This window comes from Salinicoccus sp. HZC-1, assembly GCF_046736035.1.
Taxonomy (GTDB): domain Bacteria; phylum Bacillota; class Bacilli; order Staphylococcales; family Salinicoccaceae; genus Salinicoccus.
Map to the genome: position 1 here is coordinate 168,685 of NZ_CP177130.1, position 25,684 is coordinate 194,368.

Below are 25,684 nucleotides of genomic sequence, written 5' to 3' on the forward strand. Positions count from 1 at the left end.
CCAGTTAATGTTATAGATTTCATATGCAATAAAGCAAGTTCATTGTCTGATATGATAGTTTTTATTCTAAAATTTAAAAAAAGTGATTATAGACCGATTTTTAAACAAAAAATATTGCATTTTTAAAATTTCTCCCTATAATTAAGTTAGCTATAAGAAGCAGGTGACGGGATGAGAACGAAATTTAGAATTATTGAAGGCAGACTGACAGCATATCAAATTAGTGAAGCCCTCGGCATATCAATCGACACGGCCAATGATTTATTGGATGAAAAATTGAAGATTGAAGATTTAGAGCCGGAAGTCATAGAGAAAGTAGAAACATTAGAACAAGCATTATTTGAGCAGTAAAAAGATTATAGACGGGCAACCATCTTTTTAACTTAATATTTATATCTCTATAATAAGCGGATTTTGGAAACCATACAGTTTTTCATTTTGATTGTTAATATATTACCGTGTGGTATAATTTAAGATACTTCATGATTATTGATTGGGGATGGTGAAATTATGGATACTGGCTTAAACCTTAAAATGTTATCTGAAAAGCTAACTGCATATCAAATCAGTCGCGCGGTGGATATTTCCCTGGAAAAAGCTCAATCAATCATTGATAAAAAGATAAATTATGATGAGTTCGACTCTGAAACGATAGAAAAACTCAAAAACTTAAATGATAAATTAAATAATTGACCAGCTGAGAATGGAAAAGTCCATGCTCGGCTTTTTTTTATAGGACTTTAGTCGGTTTTAAAAATTTTTCGCAGATGGTAATATTAATTTAATCAGGAATGTTTTCGTAGAAGGAGAATTTTAATGAATCTGCTTATTATTTCAGGAAGCGCATTTCCTGGATCCCATACCAATGCAATCGCTAAAATCATTGAATCATTAGTGGAACAGCCTGAAAATAAAGTAACCGTGGTTGATTTATGTGAATTGGATATTCCGGTACTTGGCCAGGGAAAGTCAAATGGTGCAGAAAAATTAAAGCGTCTTGCAGAAGATGCGGATTCTATAATAATCGGCACGCCAAACTATCATACTTCGTATTCAGGTATTTTAAAGAATGCATTGGATCATCTTTCGATAAATGAATTTGAAATGAAGCCCGTAGGCCTTTTCTGTAACAGCGGCGGTATGAGAAATTCCGACCCGCTTACCCAACTGAGAATGGTGATGAGGGGTGTACATGCGATGGTGATTCCCACGCAGGCATCCACGTGCGACACAGATTTTGAGAAAACGGATGAAGGCTATGTTTTAGTAAATGAACAGATTAAAGAACGGCTAAGTTTAATGATAGACATGCTTGTTAAACAGGCGCATTCAGAACCAGTAAGCATCTGAGAATTCAGGTGCTTACTTTTTTCGGGTTTATGGGATAGAATAGTGAAATAAGTGAACTTAAGATAAGGAAAAGTGATGGATGAAAGAAAAAACAAAGCAGGATCTCCCAGTTTTAGTATTGCTCGGTATTATGGTGATATTCTTTATCACTTTTTTAGTCGCTGAAACAACGCTCTTTGAAAAAGCCAAGGAGGATGAGGATATTTATATTCATAGTTTTGAAGAAGCAGTAGAAATTCAAATTAACAACAATACATTAGACTTGAAGATTGAAAACGGAAGTGCGCTGGAAGCGGAGGATGAAAATATCAGAAAGGCGATGGATATCAGTCAAAGCAGTACTGATTTTCAATTTTTGAAATTGGACGAAACGGTCAACCTGACTGCAGAGCAATTAAATGAGTCATTAAAAGGCAAAGGCATTCTGGAAGGTCATGGAAAAACTTTCTTGAAAGCACAGAATAAATATAATCTTAATGCTCTGTATCTAATCAGCCATGCCCAAATTGAAACCGGCAACGGTAAATCGGCACTCGCACAGGGTATCAAGGTGGAGGACGGCACATATTACAACTTTTTCGGCATTGGTGCATTTGATAAAAAGGCGGTATCAGAAGGTTCAAGTTATGCAGCAAAATCAGACTGGTCGTCGCCCGAGAAAGCAATTATGGGCGGTGCCAAATTTATAAGGGAAAACTATGTTTCCAAAGGCCAGGATACGCTCTATGCAATGCGGTGGAATCCGGAAAATCCAGGCAGCCACTTATATGCTACTGACATCGACTGGTCAAAAAAAATTGGACGGATATTAGAAAGTCATTATAATAAACAGGATATCTCAGCAAATGAATTCTATAAAAATTATTATGCCGAAGAATAAAGAAAAACACCTCATTTTTGAGGTGTTTTTCATATTACATTATTTTTCTAAGAGACAACTCTCCATGGATGGGTGTATATATTAAATGATTCTCCCCGTATAAATCCAATTGCAGTAATATTCAAGTCTTCTGCAAGTTTGATGGCCAAATCTGTAGGTGCTGACTTACTCAGAACGATGCCCACTCCAATCTTAGCTGCTTTTGTAAGGACTTCTGAAGATATTCGCCCGCTGAACACCAGCACTTTATCTCTGACCGGAATCCGGTTCTCTATGCAGTAACCATACAGCTTATCCAGAGCGTTATGTCTGCCGATATCACCGCGATGCACAACCATTTTTTCAGGCGTGCCCAAACTGGCGTTATGAATACCGCCGGTTTCTTTGAAAATCGTACTTGTATCCTGCATTTCTTTCATTAACACTGTGCACTGGCCGGGTGTAATCGTCGTTTTGGACATCGATACTTTGGCGGTATCCACATCACTTTGGAAATAGAACTGACGGCTCTTCCCGCAACAGGAGCCGAGTATGCGTTTCGAATATGTGAAATGATCTGTTGGTATATCTTTATTTAGCTCAATGTGACAAAACCCGCCATGATCATCCAAGTTCATTGATTTAATGTCACTGAATTTACGAATTGCGCCTTCGGAGGCCAGAAAACCCATGACAAGCTCTTCCAAATGATCCGGTGAGCAGACAAGTGTTGCAAATTCTATATCATTTATGTAAATGGTGAGAGGAAATTCTTCAGCGACAGTATCTATTGTTTCTTCAAATGTACCATTATTATATCTGGTGATTTTGCGATCGGAAGTAATTTTCAACATACGGCCTCCTTTTCGAGTTTATTATATTGAAAACGCTTTATTTATTCAATATAATGTTTATTAATTCGTTGCATAGCATTTAACCGCGTATATATTATAGTATGATTTAGTGTTTGTTTTGTAAACATATTAAACTAGGGGGGACTAATTTGAAAACAAGAAAAAATCGTTGGTTGATCGCATTGGCGGGAGTGGGGATACATATTTCCATTGGTTCTGTGTATGCATGGAGTGTATTTACAACCCCATTGCAGACTGAACTTGGATGGAGTTTAAGCAATGTTTCTTTCACCTTTAGCCTGGCCATCCTATTTCTGGGATTATCGGCAGCATTTATGGGACATTTTGTGGAAGCCAAAGGGCCAAGGGTATCGGGTCTGGTATCGACAGTATTTTTTGCATCGGGTATGGCGTTAGCTGGTCTGGCTGTTCAGATTGAGAGCTTGATGCTCCTATACTTCGGTTATGGTGTACTCGGTGGAATCGGCTTGGGGATTGGTTATATCACCCCAGTTTCAACATTGGTAAAATGGTTTCCGGACAGACGTGGAATGGCAACTGGTCTTGCGATTATGGGGTTTGGTTTTGCAGCGATGCTCGCCAGTCCGGCAATGGAATGGCTGATCGTGAATGTAAGCATCGCCGGTACGTTTTATATTTTGGCGGTCATTTATTTTGTAGTGATGATTGCATCAAGTCTTTACCTGGAACGTCCGCCGGAAGGTTATAAACCTGAAGGAGTTAATTTGGATGAAAAAGTCACTGCCAGGAAAGATGCAGTGCAGCTGACTGCAAATGAAGCGATTAAGACGAGACGCTTTTATTTCTTATGGCTCATGCTTTTTCTGAACGTAACATGCGGAATTGCGATTCTTGCTGTGGCAAGTCCAATGGCGCAGGAGATTGTAGGATTATCTGCAGGTGCTGCAGCTTTGATGGTAGGTATTATGGGTGTCTTTAATGGCGGAGGCCGTCTGGTCTGGGCATCGATTTCAGATTATATCGGCAGACCTAATTTATACTCAATGTTCTTCATCATACAGATTGCACTATTCCTGTTGCTGCCCTCAGTCAGCCATGCACTTTTATTCCAGGTTATGCTGTTTGTCATTATATCCTGCTATGGTGGGGGATTCTCTGCTATTCCAGCATATATCGGAGATATATTTGGTACGAAACAGCTTGGAGCAATCCACGGCTATATATTGACGGCATGGGCGGCGGCAGGTTTAGTCGGTCCATTCATATCTTCAACAGTTTACGAAGCAACGCAGAGTTATACGTTAACCCTTTATATATTTGGAGCCCTGTTCATAGCAGCACTGATTATCTCTATAATGATCAGGTCAGACATTAAGAAAATCGAAACGGCAGCTAAAATCAAAGCTGAAAATAAAGAGTCTGAAAAGTTGATAAAGCCGGGTGCTGAGGTACAATAGAAGTATAATATTGTTAAGGAAGTGTGATCATGGGAAAAACGTTGCATCCTGGCCCAATGAGTAAAACAAAGAAATGGGATCCGAGCCTGTGGGCAAGTCCGATGCCATTCGGTCTGACTAAGGTAAAACCCCGTCATATTAGGGACACAGCTAAAATTGCATGGGATAATAAAGATAATTTAAACTATGCGAAAAATATTATTACAAAAGGAGTCTGTGATGGATGTGCACTCGGTGTCGGCGGTCTCCAGGATCAGACACTTAAAGGTCCACATATGTGTACGACACGCTTTAACGTACTTAGATTAAATACGGCACCACCGATAAAACCGGAAATACTGCATCAGGACATCGATGAATTGCGCAAGCTTTCAAGTGCGGAACTCAGAGAACTTGGCCGTATTCCCTATCCAATGATGCGTCGGAAAGGCGACCGTAAGTTCATCCGTATTTCATGGGATGAAGCGATGGATACAGTAGCCGGTAAAATGAAATCCCTCGATCCAAAGCAATTTGCATTTTACCTGACAAGCCGCGGGATTACGAATGAGTCATATTATACTGCAGCAAAAGTTTCCAGATTTTTAGGAACAAACAATATTGATAATGCTTCAAGAATCTGTCACTCACCAAGTAAAACAGCGATGAAACGCTCCGTTGGAGTGGGCGCTTCCACTTGTAACTATCAAGACTGGATGGGAACGGATGTCCTTGTGTTCTGGGGCAGCGTTGCTGCGAACTCAAGCCCGGTTTCGACTAAATATATGATGGAAGCGAAAAAGCGCGGTACTAAAATTATTGTTATCAATCCTTATAAAGAACCTGCCATGGAAAAATACTGGGTGCCTTCAGTACCGGAATCAGCACTTTTTGGCACTAAAATTGCAGATGATTTCTATGAAGTGAACATTGGTGGAGATATTGCAATGATGCACGGTATAATGAAGCGTTGGTTTGAGATGGAGGAAGTTCAGGAAGGTTCCGCAATCAACCATGAATTTGTCGATGAACATGTAAACAACTACGCAGAATTAAAAGAAACTGTAGATCGTCAAACCTGGGAAGAGATTGAGAAATCTTCAGGCATCGGCCGTGAACGTATTGGTGAACTTGCGGAGCTCATGGCTAATTCCAAAAACGCCGTTATGGTTTGGGCGCTTGGTTTGACAATGCATAAACATGCAACAGATAACATTTCCCAAGTATGTAATCTCGCACTCCTAAGAGGTTGGCTGGGTAAAAAGTACAATGGTCTGATGCCGCTTCGCGGACACTCGAGTGTTCAGGGTTCAGGAGAAATGGGAGCCGATCCATTTGTACTTCCTGGCGGAGACTATGATGAAGCGAACCGTGAACGTATCGAAAAGGTATGGAACTTCGAACTGCCTGAATGGCCCGGGGATTCCGTCGGCATTACCATCGAGAATGCGATGCTTCCTGATGATAATGAACGTAAGTTGAAACTTTACTATATGTCCGGCGGCAACTTCCTGGAAACCATGCCCGACCCGGATTTTGTAGCAGAAGCTTTATCAGCCTTGGAAATCCGTGTGCATCAGGACATTATTTTAAACACTTCCACCTTGCTGGATGCAAAAGAGACCGTGATTGTTCTGCCGGCTAAAACGCGCTATGAACAGGACGGCGGCGGACTGTCGACTTCGACGGAACGCATGATCTATTTTTCTCCTGAAATTGAAGGGAACCGTAACCGTATTAAAGAAGCCCGGAGTGAATGGCAGATCTATGTCGATCTTGCCAAACGTGTGAAACCGGATGAAGCGCACTTGGCGACGTTCAATTCCGGCCAGGAGATACGTGAAGAGATTGCGAAGGCTAACCCGCAGTATGATGGGGCGCAGCATCTTAAAAAATCCGGTGATGTATACCAATACGGTGGCGCATGGCTGTGTGAAGGCGGCGTCTGCCCGACACCTGATGGCAGGGCGAATCTGATCAGCATCGATATTCCCGATAACAACAGAAAAGCCGGGGAGTTCAAACTGTTGATGAGACGCGGTAAACAGTTTAACTCCATGGTCTATGGGGATACGGACGCATTTAATGAAATGGGGCGCTATGATGCCTTGATCAATGCAGAAGATGCGAAGAAACACGGGATTCAAGAAGGCGAACCCATCGTAATCTATAATGTGAACGGAGTATTCCAGGGGGTTGCCAGAACCGCGGATATTAAAGCTGGGAACATCGGTATCCAATTCCCGGAAGGCAACTATCTGGTTCCTAAAGGCATTTATGAAAACTTTGCAGAGATGCCTGACTACACAGTAGATGTGAAACTCGAGAAGGCAGATCATTTCAATGCCAACAAAGACAGGCAATATTATGAAAAGCCAGTGGCGGAGCTGGAAGATAATCCGAACTAGCTATTAGCAGATGACCGGCCCGAAGGGGCCGGTTTTTTTTATTTTGCATCTAAATATTTCGATTCAAAGTATTCAAACAGGTGCTCTTGTGCTACGATATTAAAAAGTCTGAAAATAAAAGACGTAAAATAAAAAGGAGAAATATTATGGAACGATCACAGTGGGGTAGTAAATTAGGGTTCGTACTTGCCGCAGCAGGTTCCGCGATAGGTCTGGGTGCGCTATGGCGCTTTCCGTACATGACAGCAGAGCACGGAGGCGGGGCATTTCTTCTTGTATTCTTGATTCTTACTTTATTTGTCGGAATGCCGCTGTTGCTCTCTGAATTTGTAATCGGGCGGGCAAGTCAGCGAAACCCAATCGAAGGATTTGAGTATTTAGGAAATAAAAAAGCATATAGGATATTTGGCTGGCTCGGAAATATTGCCGTATTCCTGCTGCTGTCCTTCTACAGTGTTATCGGCGGGTGGATACTCATCTATATGATTGTAGCTGTGGGAGAGATGGTAAACCTCATACAGCTGGATAATTACGGTTCAGCTTTTGAAATGATTATTGCAAATCCTCTTTACGTATTAGTAGCTCAGGCGGCATTTATATTCCTGACTGCATTTATCGTAGCGCAAGGGGTTCAAAAAGGATTAGAACGTGCATCAAAAATAATGATGCCATTGCTCTTTGGGTTATTCCTTATTGTCATCATCCGTTCAGTGACTCTGCCCGGTGCAATGGAAGGGATTAAATTTTTCCTCACACCAGATTTTTCGCTAATCAGTTCAGAAGGAATTCTCTATGCACTGGGGCAATCATTTTTTGCATTGAGTATTGGTGCAACTACGATGATTACATATGCATCCTACCTGGGCAAAGAACAGAATTTAACACAATCCGCACTTTCCATCGTTATAATGAACGTTACAATTTCAATAATGGCAGGCCTGGCGATATTCCCGGCGATTGCATCATTAAACATGGAGGCCGCGGAAGGTCCTGGACTAATATTTATAGTGCTTCCGCAAGTATTCGCTGAAATTCCACTGGGAATGCTCTTCTATATTTTATTCCTGGGTGCATTTTTATTTGCCACACTCACGTCCTCCATATCAATGATTGAAATCAACGTCGCCAACACAATTAAAGGGAATGAAGGAAAACGCAGAAATATGGCATACCTTTTCGGATTCCTCGTGTTCCTGGCTGGTATCCCTTCAGCACTTTCTTACGGCGTGCTCAGTGATGTCATTATATTTGGCCGCTCGATATTTGATAATGTCGATTTCCTGGTCTCCAATATACTATTGCCGACAGGGGCACTTATCTCAACAATATTTGTAGGATATATCATCGATCGCCGTATAACGTTGGGACAGCTCAATATTGATGAGAACAGCAAGATGTTTGGGTTGTTCAAGTTCTGGATATTCATGCTCAGATATGTATTGCCGGTTGTTATTCTGGTTGTATTCGGTGTAAGTATCTTTGGCTAAATGAGAAAAGACGGAAGGATATAACATATATTCTTCCGTCTTTTTTATTGTTGAATAAAGAGAAATAAAGTATAGAATTAAACTATGTAAGATTTTCTGACATCGATTAGGAAACCTAAAAAAAATGTGGTAATCTTTTTACATGATTTGAGGTGGTCGTTTGGACAATGATCAATTAAGACGCAACACAGCCGTGTTTCCCATGTCTTCAGCAATGAAACTGACTGGTCTGTCAGCCAGGCAAATCAGGTATTACGAATCACTTTCTCTCGTAGTTCCAGAACGCACAGAAGGCAACCATAGACTATTTTCAATGAATGACCTGGATGTTCTGCTGGATATCAAGAACTACATGGAAAAAGGATTTACCATGAAAAGGATAGGGGAACTTCTTAATGAATCTCAAACAATTGACACCCCGGAAGTACTGAAGCACGTCGAGTATCAAAAGCCAATGTTGAACCGTGGCGATTTATCAAGGTTTTTCAAATAATAATCAGGAGCGTGAGCTATGAAGAATTTTACCAGAGAAGACATTAAACGTATTGCTGAAGAGGAAAATGTCAGATACTTACGACTGCAATTCTCCGATATTTTAGGAACGATTAAAAATGTAGAAGTGCCAATCAGTCAGGTTGACAAAGCATTGGACGGAGAAATGATGTTCGATGGTTCTTCAATAGAAGGCTTCGTGCGTATTGAAGAATCAGATATGTATCTGGTTCCGGACTTGAGTACATGGACCATCTTCCCGTGGACAGCCGGCAAAGGAAAAGTAGCCAGATTAATCTGTGATATTTATGACGTAGATGGCAAACCATTTGAAGGAGACCCGCGCTCTAACTTGAAGCGTGTTCTCAAAGAAATGGAAGAGATGGGCTATTCAGCATTTAATCTGGGGCCGGAACCTGAGTTCTTCCTGTTCAAGTTAGATGAAAAAGGAAATCCGACAACGGAGTTAAATGATCAAGGTGGCTATTTCGACCTGGCGCCAACAGACCTGGGTGAAAACTGCCGCCGTGATATTGTACTGGAACTTGAGGATATGGGATTTGAAATTGAAGCCTCCCACCACGAAGTAGCCCAAGGCCAGCATGAGATTGATTTCAAATATGAAGATGCAATTTCTGCATGTGATAATATCCAGACATTTAAACTCGTTGTTAAAACAGTGGCAAGAAAGCACAATCTGCATGCAACATTTATGCCTAAACCGTTATACGGCATCAATGGTAATGGAATGCACTTTAACGTTTCACTTTTCAATGGAAAAGAAAATGCATTTTATGACGAAAATGATGAAATTGGACTCAGTCAGGATATGAGATACTTCATGGCAGGTATTTTAAAACATGCGAGAGGATTCACAGCAATTTGTAATCCATTGGTGAACTCCTATAAACGTCTGGTGCCGGGTTATGAAGCGCCGAGCTATATCGCCTGGAGTGGCAAGAACCGTTCGCCATTGCTCAGAATACCAAGCTCCCGCGGTCTTTCAACGCGTGCAGAAGTGAGGTCGGTCGATCCATCTGCCAATCCTTACCTGGCTCTTGCAGCCATCCTGATGGCGGGATTAGAAGGTATAAAGCATAGAACCGACCTGCCTTCACCGGTGAATGAAAATATTTATGAAATGACGCGTGAGCAACGTGAGGCAGTAGGGGTGGAGGATCTGCCATCCACACTTTATACGGCGTTAAAAGCACTCAGAGAAGATAAAGTCATCCAGGACGCTCTGGGACCGCATATATACAGACAATTCCACGGTAACAAAAGTGTGGAATGGGATATGTATCGTTCCCAGGTTTCAGAATGGGAAATCGACCAGTATCTCAATCAGTACTAATAAGGAAAGTCCGAGACCAGAGTCTCGGACTTTTTTTAGTGATTTTTAAAGTGTTCTGATATATCTTTTTTCATCAATTGAATGTTTTCCTTATACTTTTGATAGTCTTCATTTGTAAAATCGGTATCTCTGTACCGTGTCTCCATGTAAATTCCGAGCCTCTTCTGGTCAATGATCTCCTCCAGGTTAAGGCGTCTGATCCATTCTGTAATTGTTTCGTTGTGGTAACGTCCCAAATTTCTTGCAGCAAGCCACTTCTCAAAGCCGAAATATACTTTTCTCACCCGGTCATCCGGTGCTTCTAATTTCTCATGAGCTGATTCCCGTTTTGTGCGTAATATTGAAGCGGATGATTTTGCAGTTTCGGCCTTCCGCACAGCAGAAAGCCGCTCTCTTCTTCTATAATATATATAGAGTCCGGCAATAACAGCAATAATGAATAGTATGGCCATGATTGTATCGAGAGGTATTTGGGATAATGCCGACTTCTGATCAAAACTTTGTTGAAGTTCTTCGCCTTCCTGCGCTTCGTTCTCTTCATCCATTTCCAATTGAGGCGGCTCAAATTTTATATTTTCAAGTGTATTAAAAAGAGGACGGAGCAGGAATATCAATCCATTTAACAGCATTACTATAATATACTTTGCGGCAAAGGCGATATAATGATATATCCAACCTATAAAAATCCCAATCAGCAGAAATGCGCCTGAGGCAGCAAAGAACATAATTAGATTTTTGCTCTTGGAGTAGCCATTATCGATCAGGTAGACAATGATTCTGCCGACAAAGAAAAAGACTAAAAGACTCAGGAATATTAAATGAAAATGCATTGAATAATTTATAGTCGCTTCCGTTGTCAGGAGGTTCGTGCCAATCAGCAGCAGAAAAGTAACGATGAGCGTTATATGTGAAAAGACATTATCGGCATCATCATGCAGATACTCGAGTCTTAATAACGGCAGATAGGCAACTAATACCGCACCCAGCCAATTAAAACCGAGCATCAGAGCAATGATTAAAACAACAGGAAGCATGAAATATATCCTGCCCAGTCTGAGATACTTCACAATAAAGAAACTTATAATCATCATTGCTATGACTATAACTGTGAATGGAAAGATTAAAGCTTCTTTTCCATTATGCACATTGAGAAATAAAATGATGAATAATAGTAAAAACATATCGGTAAGATAGGCATGCGCAAACTGGGAAATGTATTTTATTCTGCTCACGTATATGCCTCCCTGTCGCTTTCAATTCTAAAAGGAACAATACCAAAATCATTGAGTTGGAATATGCTGGCACCTTTTTTATTGAAGGCCGAAAGTTCCTTTTTGATGGCATCGTCAGCAATACCTGTAAATATAATATGAGTAGGTGTCTCTTCATGCAGCTGGACATGTCTCAAAAGCCTTTCGAAATCCAGCGTATAAGTAACGGTATTGAGGCGCGCCAATGATTCGAGTGTCCGTTTGTAATGTAATTTGCCTGCGCCTTCATCTAAACGGAAAAATGAATGATTCTCAAATGTCACCATATTTGTAATGATTCTGTATGGTATATCAGCTTGAGTTGCCCGAGCGGTTATAAAAGCGAGTTTTTCAAATATCTCTTCAATATTTTTAGGTGGGGCATAAGAATTTTCAGATCGCAAATTTATCAGAATCATCCAGCTGATTTTAGTGGTTTTTTCATAGATTCTGGTTTGCAGTTCACCGGTCCGGGCGGAAGCTTTCCAATGGATATCCCGCATATTATCCCGGGGGAGGTAACCTCTTGTTCCGGTTGTCATCAATGGATCGGAGAAAAGGGCATTTTTCTGCATGAATGTGCCTTGGGCCATTTGGTTTTTCATTTCTTCGTTATGTACTGCATAACGGTCGGGATAAATAATGATTTCATGATCAATTTTCCCTTTTTGCTTAAGATCAATAGAATCAAAACCGAAAATTTGAGGGATGCGTATTTCGGATTTGAAGATTTTACTGACCCCTCTGGAATCTGCTCTGAATGGCACTTCAAGGATAATCGAACTTTTCGGCATTACAGTGAATTTGATGGCAGTAATGGTGTGTTGTCTGATGCCGGTCGAGATATCGTGATCAAATCGGATGTCATCCCCGGCAGACAGGGAAATCTGTCCGTCGAGTATTGGCAGGATACCGTCCTGTGTTATCTTAATGCGAATGACATCAATCTGATTTTTATACATTCGGATTTCTTTATTCAATACTTCAATGCTGAGTCTTTTTGAAATATTTTTTTCATATAAATAATTAAGTAATGCAAATGATATAAAGAGTCCTAATGAAACAGCAATCATCCGGTTCAAATTAATACTGTAGAAGATATTGATAATGAATAGAATGGCAGCAGCACCGATGAAAAAGGTCATTGCTTTTGAATCTTTAAAATCAGTTTTAAACCCCATCTCTCGCAACCCCATATTCAACAGGTACGTCTGATGAATTAATGATGTCGGATACAAGCGCGGAAGCATCGGTAACCGTAATGCCTTCAATGTTTAATACTAGACGGTGGCCGAGAACATAAGGGGCCACATATTTAATATCGTCCGGTGTTACATAATTTCTGTTATGGATTAATGCTATGCCTTTAGCCGCCTGCATCAGAGCAATTGTACCGCGTGGCGATACACCGACCTCGATATGCTCATGGTTCCTTGAGTTATGTATAAGATCAAGAATGTAATCCAACGTCGTATCGTTTACTTCCATCTCGGATAATTTATACTGTAATTCAACGATTTCATCTTTGGAAAAAACCGGCAGTACATCATTCAATGCATTGTTAGTCCCATGGAGGTTCAGCATCATTTTCTCTTCTGCCCTTGAAGGATAACCCAGGTTTATTTTCATTAGGAAACGATCCAGTTGAGCTTCAGGCAGGTCAAAAGTTCCCTGTTTGGATTCGATTGGATTTTGGGTGGCAAGTACGATGAATGGTTCTTCGACGGGTATGCGTTCCCCATCAATGGTCACTTGCTTTTCCTCCATCACTTCAAGCAGTGCGGACTGTGTTCTCGGTGTTGCCCTGTTGATTTCATCTGCGAGCAGAATGTCGGTATTCACAGGGCCGGTGCGCAGTTCAAATTCCTGTGTCTTCGGATTATATATATTTAATCCTGTAATATCAGAAGGCAGGACATCCGGTGTGAACTGGATTCTTTTAAAAGTCCCTCCGATTGCCTGGGCGACTGCCTTGGAAAGCATCGTTTTACCGGTACCCGGCACACTCTCAAAAAGAATATGTCCTTTTTGCAACAGGCTGACAAAAATAAGTTCCACAACTTTTTCCTGTCCAATGATTACTTTACCCACTTCATTTTTAAAATGATTAAGCTTCTCCTCAATATTCATGCGAAATCCCCCTCATATTATTATCTTCATTTTAATATTGTCAGTAGAAATATACAATTTTATTGATGAATTGTGCATGAATGCAGGCCTGCGGGGGAATGAACTTAAAAATGGAGGGATGAGGATGAAAACACATTATAAACTCGTTATCCTTGGCGGAGGCGCAGGAGGTATATCAACTGCAAGCAGAATCCTTGGTAAAAATAAAAAGTTGAAGAATGACCTGCTCATCATAGAGCCGAATGATTATCATTATTTCCAGCCGGCATGGCCATTAGTGGGCAGTGGGGAAGTGAAGTTGGAATCAACCTGGAAACCCATGGGTGAAGTAATGCCAAAAGGCTCAAGATGGCTTCAGGAAAGAGTTGAAAAAGTAGATCCCACAGCAAGGGTTGTAACCGCGGGGGATTATAATATTGAATATGATTTCCTGGTAGTCGCCATGGGAATCGAGCTGAATTATGAAGCGATTGAGGGACTGCCGGAAGCACTGGGCACAAACGGCATATGTACCAACTATTTGGTGGACCATGTCGAATATACCTACAGCACATTAAAACAGGTGAGGTCGGGAAATATCATCGTTACGAAACCCAAGTCCAAAATAAAAGGCGGTGTCTCTGCTGAGAACTCGTTGTTCACAATGGATGATTTTTTGAAAAAGCATGAGAGAAGTGCAGATATTATCTTCCGAAGCGGAAAACCGGAAATATTCGAAGTGAAGAAATATGATGACAGCCTGCAGAAACAGATGAATGGAAAACACATCGACTTTGAGCTGAACGAGGAATTATCCAAAATCGATGCACAAACTAAGGAAGCGGTTTTTGAAAATACTGAAACAGGAAAGAGAACCACCATACCATTTGAAATGATTGTTGTGACACCGCCGATGCATGGCCCCTCTGTACTTAACGATTCGGATCTTTTGGATGACGACGGATGGGTGGATGTCGATCCACATACGATGATGCATAAAACCTATACAACAGTATTTTCACTGGGGGATTCCTCCAGTTTACCGACAGTTAAAATGGGAGGTGCAGTCAGGAAGCAGGTGCCGGTCCTTGTAGATAATATACTGGACCGGATGAATGATAAAGACCCATCCCATGAGTATGACGGCAAGACAGCATGCCCGATTGCAACAGAATATGGTGAACTTATACTAGCTGAATTCGGTTATGACAGAATACCTGAAGAAACGACATTTCTTGATCAGTCAGATGAAAATATATTTCTATATCAGTTTAAGAAAAATATGCTGCCGATCATGTATTGGTATGGCATGCTGAAAGGGAAAGCATAAAAAAACCCCGATGCATATACTGCATCGGGGTTTTCGTTTATTCATATATTGTAAAATCTTCAGCTAGGTCTTCATGGTCTTCGTCAAGGTTCGTCTCGGAAATATTTCTGGCGTTATAACCGATACGTTCCAGATTACTGATAAGATCCACGTACAGCAGGCCCCCATCTGTGGAACAAGCCCCTTTGTTCATTCTTTTGATATGCTGTTTTCTAAGTTTGTTTTCAATCTTATATGATTTTTGACTGAGCCTGATTACCTCTTCCAGCTCCTGAGGGTTGTATATATCAAGGGAATCTATTGATTTTTTGAAAGATTTATATACGTGATTATAAAGATCATCAAGCCCTTCTCCGGCTGTTTCGGAAATGTCTATATTCTCTCTGAACTTTTTATTATAGGATTCTGCATAATCATTTATTTGAGAACCAACTTTATTGAGTATGCGGGTGATCTCCAGCAATGTTGCCTGTCTTTCACTGTCTTCAAGAGTGATGTCATACTTTGATGCATCGATTAAATATTTTCTTATACTGTCCTGTAAAGTATCTACTACGTTGACTTTTTCTTTTATTTCTTTGTATAGCTTGTTATCTCCGGTTTTGCTGAATTTATGCGTGTCATCTAAAATGCTGAGGATCAGGTTACCCAGGTTTTTAACTTCGCTGTGTGCACCTTGTAAAGCAAGCGCTGGTGAACGTTTTAAGAGAAGAGGATCAAGCTGGTTTGGTTTGAAATCCTCTGAGAAATCTCTGCCTGGTACAATTTTAGTCACAATCCATGCGAGCGCGAATATAAATGGCAACTGTATCAAAGTATTTGATATGTTGAAGAATCCATGGCCAAAAGCAATTGTCATTTCCGGATTCAAATTCAGGCTGCCCTGAAGGAATGTAATAAGGCTTACGAATAACGGCATAATGATCATGAATATCGCAGCCCCGATTACGTTGAAAATTACATGTATAGCAGCGGCGCGTCTTGCAGCGATTGATCCGACAAGCCCTGCAAGAATGGCAGTGACTGTCGTACCGATATTATCTCCCAAAAGAATAGGCATTGCTGCACTCAAGTCCAGCAAATCATTTGCATAAAATCCTTGGAGGATTGCGATTGTTGCACTCGAACTCTGAACGACAACCGTGAGTAATGTGCCGGTGGCAAGTCCAAGGAAAGAATTATCGGACATATTCAACATCAAATTCGAGAAACTTTCCAAGTCAGCGAGTGGTTTCACGCCCTGCCCCATAAGCTCAAGCCCGTAAAACAGGGCACCGAAACCAAATAGCACTCTTCCGATATTGTGGATTTGTGGTCTGTTGCCAAGGAAGAAGATCATAAATGCACCAAGTGCAAGAATTGGCAGTGAATATTCACCGATATCCAAACCAATGATAAACGCTGTAACCGTTGTACCAATATTGGCACCCATGATTACTCCGATAGACTGTCTTAAAGTCATGAAGCCGGCAGAGACCAGCCCAATAGTTATTACAGTTGTTCCAGAACTGCTCTGAATGAGCACTGTAACGATAATACCTGCAATAATACCTTTAATGGGATTGGAAGTCATACGATTTAAAATTTCGCGTAAGCGATCACCTGCAGCCGCCTGCAGCCCGTCTCCCATCATTTTTATACCAAAAAGAAAAATACCAAGTCCGCCGAGAAAAAGAAAAATGACTTCCATCGGACTGAGTTCCATAAATATTCCTCCACTTAGGCACCGGAGCGCCTTTACATTATTTTAATTTACTTTACATAATATTTACTTTTGATCTCACGGATTACATTATAAGATGAAATATACTAAAATGCATTAAAATAAATAAATTAACCCGGGTTAAATTCTTCCATTTGATGGAATCGCTTAGCTGACTGAATTTTAAAAAATCTCATTAAAACTTTTCAGATTTATTATTCAACCATAAAAAAAGGCGATGAAATATTAAGAATCATCGTAAAGTTCAGTCGACATTGGTCACCCAATGTGAGAAACTTAAATTTAACTTAGACTCTACTGTAAACAGGAGGAATTAGCTGTGACTGTGGTACTATTCGATGTTGATGGAGTATTTCTCAGTGAAGAACGATGTTTTGATGTCTCCGCGCTGGCAGTGCATGAAATGCTGTACAGCCCCAGATACTTAAATCTGGCAAAAGAAAAATTTAGAACGGACTATACTGATCAGGAGATAAAATCAATCCGCACATCCATATTCAGTAATGATAAAGTGTTGGACCGGTTCAAAAAAATGGGACTTAACTCCAACTGGGATATGTTGTTTGTAACATTCTCCATTTTGTATATTAATCTGATCAAAGAGTCCAAGATCAATGTAGAAAATGTGGATATTTCTGATTTGTATATTGTAGGGGAAATGCTGAAAGATGTGGAAGTGGACTACAGCCTTGTAGTGGACTTTCTTGAGGATGGGAACTATACAAAAGATTCTATATATACGGAATTGATTAATTATGCCCGTCAGAGAATTGATATCCCGGATCCGGATGTTTTCGACATGCATGGTCCAATCTGGCATACGGGCCAGTATAAGTATCAGGAATGGTATTTAGGAAGTAATGATGTTAAGACTTCTACCGGGATGAAAGCGGAAGAAGAGGGCAAACAAGGGTTCATTCATGATGAAGAATGGATTCGTCCGCCGGAAAATATTAAAAGCATGCTTAAACGTCTTCTGGAGGCCGGTGTGCAAATCGGAGTAGCTACAGGCAGGCCGAGGCAGGAAACGCTTATTCCGTTCCACCAGCATGGCTTTATGGACCTTTTCAGAAGCAATAGAGTTTCAACAGCCTCAGAAGTTCTGGCTGCAGAAGGCACAGAAGGTATTGATTTCTCTTTAGCCAAGCCGCATCCATACAGCTACCTCTGGAGTTTATATGAGCATGATGAAGCGCACTTCGATGATGCAGTTAATAAGCGCAATCAATCCAATGACAAAATATTCATCATCGGTGATTCCATTGCAGATTTCTATTGTGCAGATGCGATAGGTGTGGACTTCATTGCAACACTGACAGGCTTGACTGGTAATGAAATTAAACCAGACTTCGAAGCGCTTGGTGTAACGAATATAGTTGAATCCGTATTGGAAACAGAAGAAATCATACTAAAAAGCCATCACGATTAGTGATGGCTTTTCTAATTTCTATAATAAGTCCACTTGTTTGAGACCGTGGAAACCTTCAATTTTCCGCAATTCATCCATAGCTTCCTCATTCACATTTTGGTCGAGTGACAATGAAAGCAATGCATTGCCGCCTTCCACATGTCTGCCAAGCTGCATGCTGGCAATATTAACTTTATGTGTTCCGAGCGTGATGCCCATTTCGCCAATAATGCCGGGTCTGTCCTGATGGTTGATAAACAGCAGATGTTTAGTCGGTTTGATATCCACCTGGAAATCGTTGATTTTAACGATGCGTTCCCCATATCCATCGAGTACGCTTGCACCAAGGACGAGTGTTTCATCATCATTGATCAATTCTGTTTCCAAATAGTTGCTGTAGCCATGGGCTTTGCCATTTTTCTCCACTTTATATACCACATCCTGCTCCTGCAGCAGGTAGAGTGCATTTATAATATTTACATTTTCCCCCAAGTGCGGTTTGAGCAGACTGGAAACGAACGAGCGTGTCAGCATGCTTGTATCATCGAGAGCAAGATCCCCATGATACTTCAACTTAATTTCTGAAGGCGGACGGTTCATTAACTGGATACCAACTTCACCCATATGACTTGCAATATTGATATATGGCTTAAGTTCATTGTTGATATTCTCGCTGATGCGTGGCGCATTCACAGCATGAATAATTGTGTTATTTTCCAGAATGTCGATTATTTCCCGGGAAACACTGATAGCGACTTTCTCCTGCGCTTCTACTGTGGAAGCACCGAGGTGAGGCGTAACGACAATTCTAGGGTGCCGCAGCAGTTCTGAATCCGTCGGTGGTTCTTCTTCGAATACATCCAGGGCAGCACCATCTATTTTACCTTCATTTAAAGCTGTCACCAAAGCTTTCTCATCAATGATACCGCCGCGGGCAACGTTGACGATTTTCAATCCCGGTTTTGCCTTATCGAAGAAATCAGTGCCCACGAGACCTTTCGTCTGAGGCGTAAGCGGTGTATGGACTGTAAGGAAATCCGCCTGTTCCGCAATTTCATCTACTTCCATTTTTACAATTTCCGCTTCCTGTGCTTTGTCATCCGATAAGTATGGATCGAAGGCGATAATCTTCATGCCAAAGCTTTGGGCGCGTTTAGCGACCCCGAAGCCAATTTTACCGACACCGAGTATCCCCAGAGTCTTGCCATACATTTCCGTCCCTTTGTGGCCTTTTCTATTCCAGATGCCCTCTGAAAGTTCTTTATGTGCTGATGGGATATCACGTGTCAGAGACAGCATCATTGCCATTGTGTGTTCCGTTGCACTGATAGTATTTCCATCCGGTGCGTTAATGACAATGACACCATGCTTAGTTGCAGCTTCGATGTCAATATTGTCGACACCGACACCTGCCCGGGCAATGACTTTGAGTGTTCTGGCATAGCGGATGATCTCTTCTGTGACAGTCGTCTGACTGCGCACAATCAGTGCATGATAGTCATGGACGATTTCCAGTATTTCAGCTTCACTGAGTCCGGTGTTGACGTCTACATCATAATTGGGATGATCGAGAAGTTCTTTTATGCCATCTTCACTTACGGGATCGAGCACGAGTACTTTGTAATTATTCATAATATGCCTCCTGAGCAGCAGCGAGTGCTTTTCCATAGTATTTTTCATTTCTGTAGTCACTGAGTATTGCTTCGAGCGCAGCCAGTACCCGGATCATATCGTGGGGGAACATGTATCCCATATGCCCGATTCGGAGAATTTTACCTTTAAGCACCTTCTGTCCGCCGGCAATTGTAATCTGATGTTCATTTTGCAGTTTGTCTTTAACCACTTTAAGCTCTTCTTCATCTGATTTGAATGCAGTGACAGTGGGAGATGCATATTCATCATCCACCAGCATTTCAAAATCAAGTGCACGCAGGCCGGCTCTTAGCATATCGCGCATTTTTGCATGTCGTTCGAATATGGATTCAGCACCGTCCTGCTCGTAGATTTCCAATACTTTTTCCAGCCCCTGTATCAATGAGACTGCCGGTGTAAACGGAGTGGAATTTTCATCCAGCGCTTTAAAGTACCGGTTGATATCCAGATAAAAGCGAGGGAGATCATGATTGGATGCTTTTTGTCTCGCTGCATTATTCATTGCAACAAATGCGATGCCCGGTGGGAGCATCAATGCTTTCTGGCTGCCTGTAACCAGACAGTCTATGCCGTCTTTTTCCATATCGAATTTCATTCCCCCGACGATGCTCACCCCGTCGACGATGAACAATGTTTCATCGTTATAGGATTTGACGACTTTACCGAGTGCGTTCAACGGATGTACAACGGCCGTAGACGTTTCGCATGATTGTGAGAAGACGGCTTTAATGTTTTCTTTACTGTCTAAAAAGTTTTCGAATGCTTCGGGGTCTACTGCTTTGCCCCATTCCACATCATACACATGAACATCGAATGGATAGGTGCTGGCGATGTTTCTGAAGCGGTCCCCAAACGCACCACTGACAATGATGACAATCGATTCCCCGGGTCTGACAAGATTGACCATCGCAGTTTCAAGTGCACTTGTGCCACTCGAAGAAAGAATGGCAACGGCATCTTTCGTGCCAAGCAATGTTTTCAATTTGGGCTGTATGTTTTCCATAAGCTGATTGAAATCGGATGAACGATGCCCAATCATGCCTTCGGACATTCGACTTGTAACTTGTGGCGGGATTGGTGTAGGACCAGGTGTAAGCAATAGTTTTTGTTTCATAAAATCTTCCTCCATTCGATAGATGTTAACCATGATAACAAAATTTTCTGCATTTTCCATCGATATATAGCCATATCCACCCTATTTGTGTAATTTTACAGATGAATTCGTTTTCAGTTAATTATCTTTACCATTTTTGAGTATTTCGTCAACAAGGCTGTGTGCTTCCTGATATTGCTTCCTGTAGGATTCTCCTTCCAATATATGTGTAATCTCTTCCAACCCCTGCTTTTTTATCTCTTCTAAAATAATGTCATGCATTGTGGCGGTATAGTCATCCGTCCTCATATCTTCCTTTGGAGGAAGCAGGAGAATGAGCGACCAGTTCTGCAAATGGATGAAGTAGTCAAATACCGGCTTTAATTGCTGGTATTCCTCTCCTACGGCATGCATCTTCATATATATCTTTGTCATCATTACATCGGTATCCGCGAAAAAAACTTTACGTGTGCCCGGCGAATGAATATGTTTTTTATTATTTTCAAATTGCCCGATGCCAATTGCGTGGAAGTCCTTGATGTCCAATTCGTCAGCGGCAACATGCTGCGCTGTGCGGTATTCTTTGGCATACTCCGTAGAATATGAAGTTGAATAACGTCTGGCCAGATCGTGGACCAGTGATGTTTTACCGGTGTGCGGTGCCCCCAGGACCAATACATTCTGGACGAAGAATCTTCTGAAAGGCCTTGTGACATAGTCCCAGTTCAAAATGGGCTCTTCCCGGATGCTCGTCCCGCTGATTCCCAAGATCTTACGGTCCACCATAGTGATATGCGTATCAATATCAGTCCATCTGCCGTCGAAAAAATTCTGAAGCGGTTCAATGTATTCCTCTTCTCCGACATAGTATGTCATTTCGTCCACTTCGAAACCCAATTCCGCCATACACCCGGTAATTTTTTCAGCAAGTATTTCAAGCCAGGGTTCCCATCCATGGGGATATCTCGGAATATCCGTTTCATCCAACTTGATCACTGAGACGTTTTCATCATTCCTCAGCAATTGCCGCATTGCTTTCATCCGGTTATCCAGCGACATACCGTATGTATTACCGCGGTCGCCTTCGTATCCACTGACAATGACGAGTGCATGCCTGTTCTCCCGTTTAGCACGGACAATCTGTTCAAAATGCCCCACATGACAAGGTGCGAATGTTCCAAAATATATACCCAAGTCTCTCACATCAATTTCTCCCATCGATTAATCTATTAGATTAGTTATAACAATATGAAAACGTATTATCAAATGGAGGATATTCTGTAAATGATGATTGAAGGCTATAATATGCTACAATCGTATGGAAAATAAAACTAACTGTGAATGTGAGAGGTATATTAAAGAATGTTTAAATGGATAAATATATTTAAAGGGTTTTTAATGGGTATATGTGAACTGATTCCCGGGGTGAGCAGTGGAACAATGGCACTGCTTCTCGGGATTTATGATCAGTTTTTGGGTGCAGTCAGCAGAGTTGTGTCGAAACATTATAAAAAGGCGATCATATATTTAATACCGCTCGTCATCGGTATGGGGATTGCGATACTGTCCATGTCCTCACTCATCGACTATTTGCTGGGAAATCACGCGATGCCGGTCCATTGGTTTTTCATCGGCCTTATCCTGGGTGTCGTACCCATGATGCTGAGAATCTCAAACTATAAAGTTGAGTTCAGGGCACCGCACTATATACTGATTGCCATTATTCTTGCAGGCCTGTTCTTTATGGGGATGGTGCGCAAAGAGGAGGTGCCGATAGAGGAGATTGTCATTACGGCACCGTTGCTCTTAAAGCTGTTCTTCAGCGGTATGCTGGGATCGGCAACGATGCTGCTGCCGGGAATATCGGGCTCACTTGTATTATTACTGCTTGGTTCTTATTCCACCATCATCTATTCGCTGAGCGAATTGACGTCATTAAACCTGCAGGTGCTGCCGGTACTGATTTCAGCAGGGCTCGGTATTGTTGCGGGCCTACTTGTTGCCAGCCGAATCATCCAGTACATGCTGCGGCACTACACATATTTAACATATGCATTAATACTCGGCCTGGTTCTGGGATCGGTGTTTGCAATCTATCCCGGACTGCCCCAGACGGCAACAACGTGGACCGTTACGGTTCTTTCACTCTTTGCCGGATTCTTAATAAGCTATTTTATGGGTAAAGATAACAAAGACACTATATAGACAGAGGTGAGTGGGATGGCTTTGGAACATCCATTGGTCAAAGCGTTTCATGAATATGTTGAAAACACGATTGACTACCGCATCGGCGTCCTCGGGCAGTTGGATGCAGGCAAAAGTGCATTGGTGAATGCGCTCGCCGGTACGGAAACCCATATTTCCACGCAGACTGACGCCACCCGTACGATTTCATCGCACAGCTACGGGGCACGTGGGAAAATACTTGATTTTCCAGGTGTCGGGACTACGGAATATTCTCCTAAGCAATACAAAAAATTGATTAAAAAAGCGAATTTAAAGCATGTTTTATATGTATTTTCTTCCAAGATCAGGGAAGCGGATGAAGAAATTATCCGCTTTCTGGCAAAAAGAAAAATCAATATCATATTCATCTACAACAAAGCGGACACACTGGTCGACGTATCCGGCAACCGCGAACATGAGATGCTGATGCATGACAAGGACACAGAGCTGCACGTGACCTTCAAAAAATATTTGGAGCAGCCGCTTCATTACCATTTTGTCAGCGTCAAAGACCGCTTCGGCATTGAAGCATTAAAAGCGGCGATATCCCCAATATTCGAATCAAAAGATGCAGTGTACTCTCAGCGGATTGCGAGTGCAGGATACATGGAAAAGTTTTTAAATAGAAAACTCAACACTCTGGCATCCAAACTTCTATCCCCCGGATTGAAAGATATTATACTGCAGCGGGCATACCGTTCCATAGAAGAGATGACCGAAGCGCATTTTCATGTGTCGCCTGAAGATGGCGAGATCATCGGAAAAGCAATCCCAAGAGCCGCGGATTACATCAATCAGGCCAAAAATACGGATAAAGGCGAAATGAAATCAAAAGAATACATCAGCCATCTTGCAACACTGTTCAGTACAATATTTAAATTAAGAAAACTGAACGTCATTTCATTCATCGTCTCCACATTCGGCGAAGTCGGAATCAAGAACATTTATCCTGTATTGAAAGGGACATTTGAATATGTAGGGGATATGAACGACTTCGCAAGGGATATTCTGAAATATTATGGAAGAGAACAAAAAGAAGAATCCATTTAATTTCATAAATAAAAATCACAGCCCAAAATCTATGAAAAATAGATTTTGGGTTTTTTCATAAAGAGGGAAATACGGTAAGAGCGCTATTTGAGCAATCGTTTGCAATAAAAATCACGATTAGGAAAATGATATTGTTCTAAACTGTTGTCACTACTGCTAATTTATTAATGCAATCGTTTGCAAAAAAGTGCTTGACTTAATTGTTTTCTGAATATAGACTCATTTATACAGGCGTCTGACAACGCTTACATAAACAAGGAGGAAATCAAATGACAAAAACAAAGTGGGGCTACTCGTTATTACTGTCATTAGTACTCATGCTGGGGGCATGCGGTAACAGTGGTGACGGTGGAGGAGCTGCTTCAGAAAGCAGTGAAGGAAGCGACGGTAATGAATCGGGAGAAGAAGTGACAATTGACCTTTACCAGTTTAAAGTCGAATTTCGTGAACAGTTTGAAAATCTTGTTGCAACCTATGAGGAAGAAAATCCTAATGTAACTATCAATGTTGAGACTGTCGGCGGCGGAAACGACTACGGTGCAACACTTAAATCTAAAATTGCATCGGGTGAAGAACCTGATATTTTCAATATCGGCGGGCCGCAGGATTATGAAGACCATAAAGACCGTATAGCGCCAATTGAAGATTCAGAAGCTATAAATACAGCGCTTGATGGTACTCTGGACTCCGTTACGATAGATGATCAAGTCTATGGTATCCCTTATAACCTTGAAGGTTATGGTTTGATCTACAACAAGCAAATCTTTGAAGAAGCGGGAATCAATCCTGAAGATCTGACTTCAATGGAAGATCTGCAGGCAGCGACGGAAAAACTTGATGGAATGAAAGAAGAGCTTGGTTTAGATGCAGTATACGCATTCCCGGGTAAGGAAAGATGGGTATATGGCAACCATACGAGCAGTTCTTTCCTTGCTCCTGAATTTAATAACAATGTAACGGAAGCGTTTGAAGCTGATACGGTTGAATTTGAACTGTCAGAAGATCTTAAGACTTATATAGACATGCAGGCGGATTACTCTGTAACACCTGTGTTAAGTCTGGATTACTCGCAACAAGTTGAAGCACTTTATTCTATGGGCAAAGTCGCAATGATACAGCAGGGTAACTGGGCTTACCCTTCAATCGAACAAATTGCGCCGGAAGTTGCAGAGGATTCAGGAATCCTTCCAATCCCTGTTGAAGGAGAAGCCAAAATGCCGGTCGGAGTACCGCAATATTGGGTAGTTAACTCAGGTGCAGAAGAAAATGTACAGAAGGCAGCGGTGGAATTCCTTGATTGGATCTATACATCTGATGAAGGTAAAGAGATTGTTCTGAACGAGTTCAATTTCATCCCTGCATATGAAGATTATGATACATCACAAATTTCAGATCCATTATCAAAAGAAATCTATGAATATACTGAAGAAGGAAACACAAGCGGATGGGTGTTCCTCGGATATCCGACCGGTTTCTCTGAAGACGTATTCGGAAACAACGTACAGCAATATCTCTCAGGTGAAATCACTTGGGAAGAAGTCATAGAAAACTCTAAGTCATATTGGGAAGAGAACCGTAAATAAAAATATAGGCAAAGGAGCAATTTTATTGCTCCTTCCT

Annotated in this window: 22 protein-coding genes; 14 read left to right on the forward strand and 8 right to left on the reverse strand. The window is 41.5% G+C overall.

The window, feature by feature from the left end:
* Window positions 1-171: 171 nt before the first annotated feature.
* The 4 genes from ACKRAT_RS00795 to ACKRAT_RS00810 all read left to right on the forward strand — a co-directional run bounded on the left by ACKRAT_RS00795 (window position 172) and on the right by ACKRAT_RS00810 (window position 2,230).
* Window positions 172-351 (forward strand): hypothetical protein, encoded by a 180-nt coding sequence (locus ACKRAT_RS00795; RefSeq protein ID WP_411843222.1) that lies wholly within the window; start codon window positions 172-174, stop codon window positions 349-351.
* A 159-nt stretch (window positions 352-510) separates the two neighbouring features.
* Window positions 511-693 carry a hypothetical protein gene (locus ACKRAT_RS00800; protein ID WP_411843223.1) on the forward strand — a complete coding sequence of 61 codons (183 nt, stop codon included), beginning with the start codon at window positions 511-513 and terminating at the stop codon, window positions 691-693.
* 123 nt (window positions 694-816) lie between these two features.
* Complete coding sequence (locus ACKRAT_RS00805; RefSeq protein ID WP_411843224.1) at window positions 817-1,350, forward strand: NADPH-dependent FMN reductase; 534 nt, start codon at window positions 817-819, stop codon at window positions 1,348-1,350.
* A gap of 79 nt (window positions 1,351-1,429) precedes the next feature.
* Window positions 1,430-2,230: an N-acetylglucosaminidase gene (locus ACKRAT_RS00810; RefSeq protein ID WP_411843225.1), complete on the forward strand. Its 801-nt coding sequence runs from the start codon at window positions 1,430-1,432 to the stop codon at window positions 2,228-2,230.
* A 47-nt stretch (window positions 2,231-2,277) separates the two neighbouring features.
* Here the strand turns inward: ACKRAT_RS00810 and fdhD are convergent, their stop codons facing one another.
* Window positions 2,278-3,063 (reverse strand): formate dehydrogenase accessory sulfurtransferase FdhD, encoded by a 786-nt coding sequence (gene fdhD, locus ACKRAT_RS00815; protein ID WP_411843226.1) that lies wholly within the window; start codon window positions 3,061-3,063, stop codon window positions 2,278-2,280.
* A 149-nt stretch (window positions 3,064-3,212) separates the two neighbouring features.
* On the opposite strand from fdhD, the gene ACKRAT_RS00820 reads away from it, so the two are divergent.
* From ACKRAT_RS00820 to glnA, 5 genes are all read left to right on the forward strand, one after another.
* The gene (locus ACKRAT_RS00820) at window positions 3,213-4,502 is read left to right on the forward strand and encodes an OFA family MFS transporter (protein WP_411843227.1); all 1,290 of its coding nucleotides are present in this window, start codon (window positions 3,213-3,215) and stop codon (window positions 4,500-4,502) included.
* Window positions 4,503-4,531: 29 nt separating this feature from the next.
* Window positions 4,532-6,889 carry an FdhF/YdeP family oxidoreductase gene (locus tag ACKRAT_RS00825; protein WP_411843228.1) on the forward strand — a complete coding sequence of 786 codons (2,358 nt, stop codon included), beginning with the start codon at window positions 4,532-4,534 and terminating at the stop codon, window positions 6,887-6,889.
* Window positions 6,890-7,035: 146 nt separating this feature from the next.
* Window positions 7,036-8,376: a sodium-dependent transporter gene (locus tag ACKRAT_RS00830; protein ID WP_411843229.1), complete on the forward strand. Its 1,341-nt coding sequence runs from the start codon at window positions 7,036-7,038 to the stop codon at window positions 8,374-8,376.
* Window positions 8,377-8,536: 160 nt separating this feature from the next.
* Entirely contained in the window at window positions 8,537-8,869 is a 333-nt protein-coding gene (locus ACKRAT_RS00835; RefSeq protein WP_046789136.1) for a MerR family transcriptional regulator, read from the forward strand.
* A gap of 18 nt (window positions 8,870-8,887) precedes the next feature.
* Window positions 8,888-10,222 carry a type I glutamate--ammonia ligase gene (gene glnA, locus ACKRAT_RS00840; RefSeq protein WP_411843230.1) on the forward strand — a complete coding sequence of 445 codons (1,335 nt, stop codon included), beginning with the start codon at window positions 8,888-8,890 and terminating at the stop codon, window positions 10,220-10,222.
* A 35-nt stretch (window positions 10,223-10,257) separates the two neighbouring features.
* Here glnA and ACKRAT_RS00845 read toward each other — a convergent pair whose 3' ends face one another.
* From ACKRAT_RS00845 to ACKRAT_RS00855, 3 genes are read right to left on the reverse strand one after another with little or no spacing between them, the layout of a single operon-like run.
* Complete coding sequence (locus tag ACKRAT_RS00845) at window positions 10,258-11,454, reverse strand: hypothetical protein (protein WP_411843231.1); 1,197 nt, start codon at window positions 11,452-11,454, stop codon at window positions 10,258-10,260.
* Complete coding sequence (locus tag ACKRAT_RS00850; RefSeq protein ID WP_411843232.1) at window positions 11,451-12,653, reverse strand: DUF58 domain-containing protein; 1,203 nt, start codon at window positions 12,651-12,653, stop codon at window positions 11,451-11,453. The genes ACKRAT_RS00845 and ACKRAT_RS00850 overlap by 4 nt, the downstream gene beginning before the upstream one ends.
* The gene (locus tag ACKRAT_RS00855; protein ID WP_411843233.1) at window positions 12,643-13,602 is read right to left on the reverse strand and encodes an AAA family ATPase; all 960 of its coding nucleotides are present in this window, start codon (window positions 13,600-13,602) and stop codon (window positions 12,643-12,645) included. Before ACKRAT_RS00855 ends, ACKRAT_RS00850 begins: the two co-directional genes overlap by 11 nt.
* 124 nt (window positions 13,603-13,726) lie before the next feature.
* Between ACKRAT_RS00855 and ACKRAT_RS00860 the strand changes: the two genes are divergently transcribed.
* On the forward strand, window positions 13,727-14,911 hold the full coding sequence (locus tag ACKRAT_RS00860) for an NAD(P)/FAD-dependent oxidoreductase (protein WP_411843234.1): 1,185 nt from the start codon (window positions 13,727-13,729) through the stop codon (window positions 14,909-14,911).
* 37 nt (window positions 14,912-14,948) lie between these two features.
* On the opposite strand, the gene ACKRAT_RS00865 is transcribed toward ACKRAT_RS00860, so the two are convergent.
* Window positions 14,949-16,616, reverse strand: a complete 1,668-nt coding sequence (locus ACKRAT_RS00865) for a Na/Pi cotransporter family protein (RefSeq protein ID WP_411843235.1) — start codon at window positions 16,614-16,616, stop codon at window positions 14,949-14,951.
* A gap of 337 nt (window positions 16,617-16,953) precedes the next feature.
* Between ACKRAT_RS00865 and ACKRAT_RS00870 the strand changes: the two genes are divergently transcribed.
* Entirely contained in the window at window positions 16,954-18,063 is a 1,110-nt protein-coding gene (locus tag ACKRAT_RS00870) for an HAD family hydrolase (protein ID WP_411843236.1), read from the forward strand.
* 18 nt (window positions 18,064-18,081) lie between these two features.
* Here the strand turns inward: ACKRAT_RS00870 and serA are convergent, their stop codons facing one another.
* The 3 genes from serA to ACKRAT_RS00885 form a co-directional block, all read right to left on the reverse strand.
* Window positions 18,082-19,674: a phosphoglycerate dehydrogenase gene (serA, locus tag ACKRAT_RS00875; protein WP_411843237.1), complete on the reverse strand. Its 1,593-nt coding sequence runs from the start codon at window positions 19,672-19,674 to the stop codon at window positions 18,082-18,084.
* Window positions 19,667-20,809: a pyridoxal-phosphate-dependent aminotransferase family protein gene (locus ACKRAT_RS00880; RefSeq protein ID WP_411843238.1), complete on the reverse strand. Its 1,143-nt coding sequence runs from the start codon at window positions 20,807-20,809 to the stop codon at window positions 19,667-19,669. The genes serA and ACKRAT_RS00880 overlap by 8 nt, the downstream gene beginning before the upstream one ends.
* A 117-nt stretch (window positions 20,810-20,926) precedes the next feature.
* Entirely contained in the window at window positions 20,927-21,991 is a 1,065-nt protein-coding gene (locus ACKRAT_RS00885) for an AAA family ATPase (RefSeq protein ID WP_411843239.1), read from the reverse strand.
* A gap of 159 nt (window positions 21,992-22,150) precedes the next feature.
* Here ACKRAT_RS00885 and ACKRAT_RS00890 point away from each other — a divergent pair, with 159 nt between their 5' ends.
* The 3 genes from ACKRAT_RS00890 to ACKRAT_RS00900 all read left to right on the forward strand — a co-directional run bounded on the left by ACKRAT_RS00890 (window position 22,151) and on the right by ACKRAT_RS00900 (window position 25,647).
* Window positions 22,151-22,993, forward strand: coding sequence for a DUF368 domain-containing protein (locus tag ACKRAT_RS00890; RefSeq protein WP_411843240.1), 843 nt, complete (start codon window positions 22,151-22,153; stop codon window positions 22,991-22,993).
* A 15-nt stretch (window positions 22,994-23,008) separates the two neighbouring features.
* Window positions 23,009-24,064: a GTPase domain-containing protein gene (locus ACKRAT_RS00895; protein ID WP_411843241.1), complete on the forward strand. Its 1,056-nt coding sequence runs from the start codon at window positions 23,009-23,011 to the stop codon at window positions 24,062-24,064.
* Between the two features lie 269 nt (window positions 24,065-24,333).
* Window positions 24,334-25,647, forward strand: a complete 1,314-nt coding sequence (locus tag ACKRAT_RS00900) for an ABC transporter substrate-binding protein (protein ID WP_411843242.1) — start codon at window positions 24,334-24,336, stop codon at window positions 25,645-25,647.
* The last annotated feature ends 37 nt before the right edge of the window (window positions 25,648-25,684 follow it).

Coding starts and splice junctions, on each gene's coding strand:
- ACKRAT_RS00900 (WP_411843242.1), top strand. CDS start 24,334: ATGACAAAAACAAAGTGGGGCTACTCGTTATTACTGTCATTAGTACTC.
- ACKRAT_RS00805 (WP_411843224.1), top strand. CDS start 817: ATGAATCTGCTTATTATTTCAGGAAGCGCATTTCCTGGATCCCATACC.
- fdhD (WP_411843226.1), bottom strand. CDS start 3,063: ATGTTGAAAATTACTTCCGATCGCAAAATCACCAGATATAATAATGGT.
- serA (WP_411843237.1), bottom strand. CDS start 19,674: ATGAATAATTACAAAGTACTCGTGCTCGATCCCGTAAGTGAAGATGGC.
- ACKRAT_RS00850 (WP_411843232.1), bottom strand. CDS start 12,653: ATGGGGTTTAAAACTGATTTTAAAGATTCAAAAGCAATGACCTTTTTC.
- ACKRAT_RS00825 (WP_411843228.1), top strand. CDS start 4,532: ATGGGAAAAACGTTGCATCCTGGCCCAATGAGTAAAACAAAGAAATGG.
- glnA (WP_411843230.1), top strand. CDS start 8,888: ATGAAGAATTTTACCAGAGAAGACATTAAACGTATTGCTGAAGAGGAA.
- ACKRAT_RS00855 (WP_411843233.1), bottom strand. CDS start 13,602: ATGAATATTGAGGAGAAGCTTAATCATTTTAAAAATGAAGTGGGTAAA.
- ACKRAT_RS00880 (WP_411843238.1), bottom strand. CDS start 20,809: ATGAAACAAAAACTATTGCTTACACCTGGTCCTACACCAATCCCGCCA.
- ACKRAT_RS00890 (WP_411843240.1), top strand. CDS start 22,151: ATGTTTAAATGGATAAATATATTTAAAGGGTTTTTAATGGGTATATGT.
- ACKRAT_RS00895 (WP_411843241.1), top strand. CDS start 23,009: ATGGCTTTGGAACATCCATTGGTCAAAGCGTTTCATGAATATGTTGAA.
- ACKRAT_RS00860 (WP_411843234.1), top strand. CDS start 13,727: ATGAAAACACATTATAAACTCGTTATCCTTGGCGGAGGCGCAGGAGGT.
- ACKRAT_RS00795 (WP_411843222.1), top strand. CDS start 172: ATGAGAACGAAATTTAGAATTATTGAAGGCAGACTGACAGCATATCAA.
- ACKRAT_RS00830 (WP_411843229.1), top strand. CDS start 7,036: ATGGAACGATCACAGTGGGGTAGTAAATTAGGGTTCGTACTTGCCGCA.
- ACKRAT_RS00810 (WP_411843225.1), top strand. CDS start 1,430: ATGAAAGAAAAAACAAAGCAGGATCTCCCAGTTTTAGTATTGCTCGGT.
- ACKRAT_RS00865 (WP_411843235.1), bottom strand. CDS start 16,616: ATGGAACTCAGTCCGATGGAAGTCATTTTTCTTTTTCTCGGCGGACTT.
- ACKRAT_RS00800 (WP_411843223.1), top strand. CDS start 511: ATGGATACTGGCTTAAACCTTAAAATGTTATCTGAAAAGCTAACTGCA.